This is a genomic window from Salinivibrio sp. MA427 (genome assembly GCF_001996115.1).
GTDB lineage: Bacteria > Pseudomonadota > Gammaproteobacteria > Enterobacterales > Vibrionaceae > Salinivibrio > Salinivibrio costicola.
Genome location: NZ_MUFH01000412.1, coordinates 1 through 1,827 on the forward strand (window position 1 = coordinate 1; position 1,827 = coordinate 1,827).

Annotated in this window: 1 protein-coding gene and 1 pseudogene; one reads left to right on the forward strand and one right to left on the reverse strand. The window is 46.3% G+C overall.

The features are described from left to right. Positions 1 to 520: pseudogene (locus tag BZG79_RS15125) on the reverse strand (RNA degradosome polyphosphate kinase); the annotation flags it as partial. A gap of 470 nt (positions 521 to 990) precedes the next feature. Between BZG79_RS15125 and BZG79_RS15130 the strand changes: the two are divergent. Beyond that, on the forward strand, positions 991 to 1,827 hold an 837-nt coding region (locus BZG79_RS15130; protein ID WP_199878016.1), incomplete at its 3' end, for a hypothetical protein.

The following is a 1,827-nucleotide window of genomic DNA, read 5'->3' on the forward strand; positions in this document are numbered from 1 at the left end:
CAATTAATGCATATTTTGGCTCTTCACCGGCTTTTTTTAGCTCGACCGCTAAATAGGAATAAGCGTCTTTTAAAAAGCTTAAAACATCGACATCTTTATTGAGCATGATCGGTGTAATGTAAGGCAAGATATTGCTACGAAAATAGCGTTTGAGCCATTGGGCTTGATGCTCCGACAGTTGTCGCTCATTCACCAAAAAGATATTGCGGCGTGCCATCTCAAGCAAAATATCATTATATAGATGATCGAAATCTTGATTGAGCTTGACCACTTTCGCTTGAATTTTACTGAGTAACTCCTTGGCGTGACTATCCACTCCGCGCTCTTCATCAATAATGATACGGCGTTTCACATCGGCAAATCGTACTTGATAAAATTCATCAAGATTGGATGAAAAAATACCTAAAAAGCGAACCCGTTCGATAATCGGCACGCTTTTGTCCGCAGCTTCCTGCAGTACGCGCTCGTTAAAGGAGAGCCAGCTCAGTTCTTTGTCGACATGATGGGAGTCTAAAGTCATAGCGTGTGAGAAAATCCTGTTCTACTGAATAAGATGGCTGTCAAGCAAGACTGCTAAAGCGTCAGACAGCCTTTCAAGGGCTTTGTACAATACGCTGATGTTGGCTGCACTTTGTAGGAACGTATCCAGTGTGTTGATACGTGAAAACAAAATGCATCATGCGTGATCCTTAAGACGATTGTTTAAACAATTATTGAGGTCGTTCAAGGTGTTGTCTATGCTTCACGGCAGTAAACTCACGAAAGTGTGCCCAATATCAACTTGGGCCAGCCTAAAGTCCGTTTGTTGCATATTTATTGCGTACCGCTCAGCAACGCATCGTCCCGGTGTCGAGGCGTTAGCCCGCAAGAGGCAGTATGATTAGCCATCATCCACTTTTTTTATATGGATAATCATAGCGGGCCGATTTGTCACAAAATTGTCATTGTAATGAAATACAATCAAGAGCTTGATTAAAATAAGAGGCGCAAATGACCCACTCCTCACCATCACTTTCTGACACCAAACGTGCGCGACGTTTAAAAGATAAACTGACGCGTCAAACAGTGCGCTTTGGTGGTGTGATGGTACTAGTGACCTTGTTGCTGCTGTTTTTTTATCTTTTAACTGTCGTGATTCCGCTGTTTCATCAAGCCAGTGTGACGTTAAGTGAACGCTTTTCTGTCTCTTCACCTGGAGCGCCACGGTTTGTTGGCGCTGATAATCGCAATCAACTCGTTTATAGCTTGGATGAGACAGGCGTCTTGACGGTAGCGCGTCGTCCTCGTCAGTCATCGATGCCTCAACAGCCCCAACAGCCTCAAGAGAAGACAACTTTCCCGCAGGCTGAAACTGTCTTACAACGCGCGCTATCGACCCTCAGTGATCCTGCGATGAGTTGGGCTCAATCAACGGCGCCTTTTATCGCAGTGGAAAATGCTCCCGGTGAAGTGGGCGTTTGGCAATTACGCTTTGGCAACGATGACCAAGCCAGTGATGCGGTGATCCCGCAGTTATCGCGTATATCTGCGTTTGGTGGACCCGTAACGGTGGATGCGAATAGACAGCCGCTGGATAAGATTGCCCTGGCGATACCGGATAGCTTGCATGGCCAGCCGATAGCGCCTGTGTTGGCGGCTGTGACTGCCGATAATCAATTGATGATCTACCGCGGCCAGCATAAAACATCATTCCCTTTGAGCGCGCCAGTCAATCAGTTGGCATTGTCGGGCGATGGACAACGGTTATTTATCCGTCAGCATCATACTTTATCGGTTTGGCAGGTTAATAATGACATGCCCATTAAGCGCGAACGCCTAGACCTCACT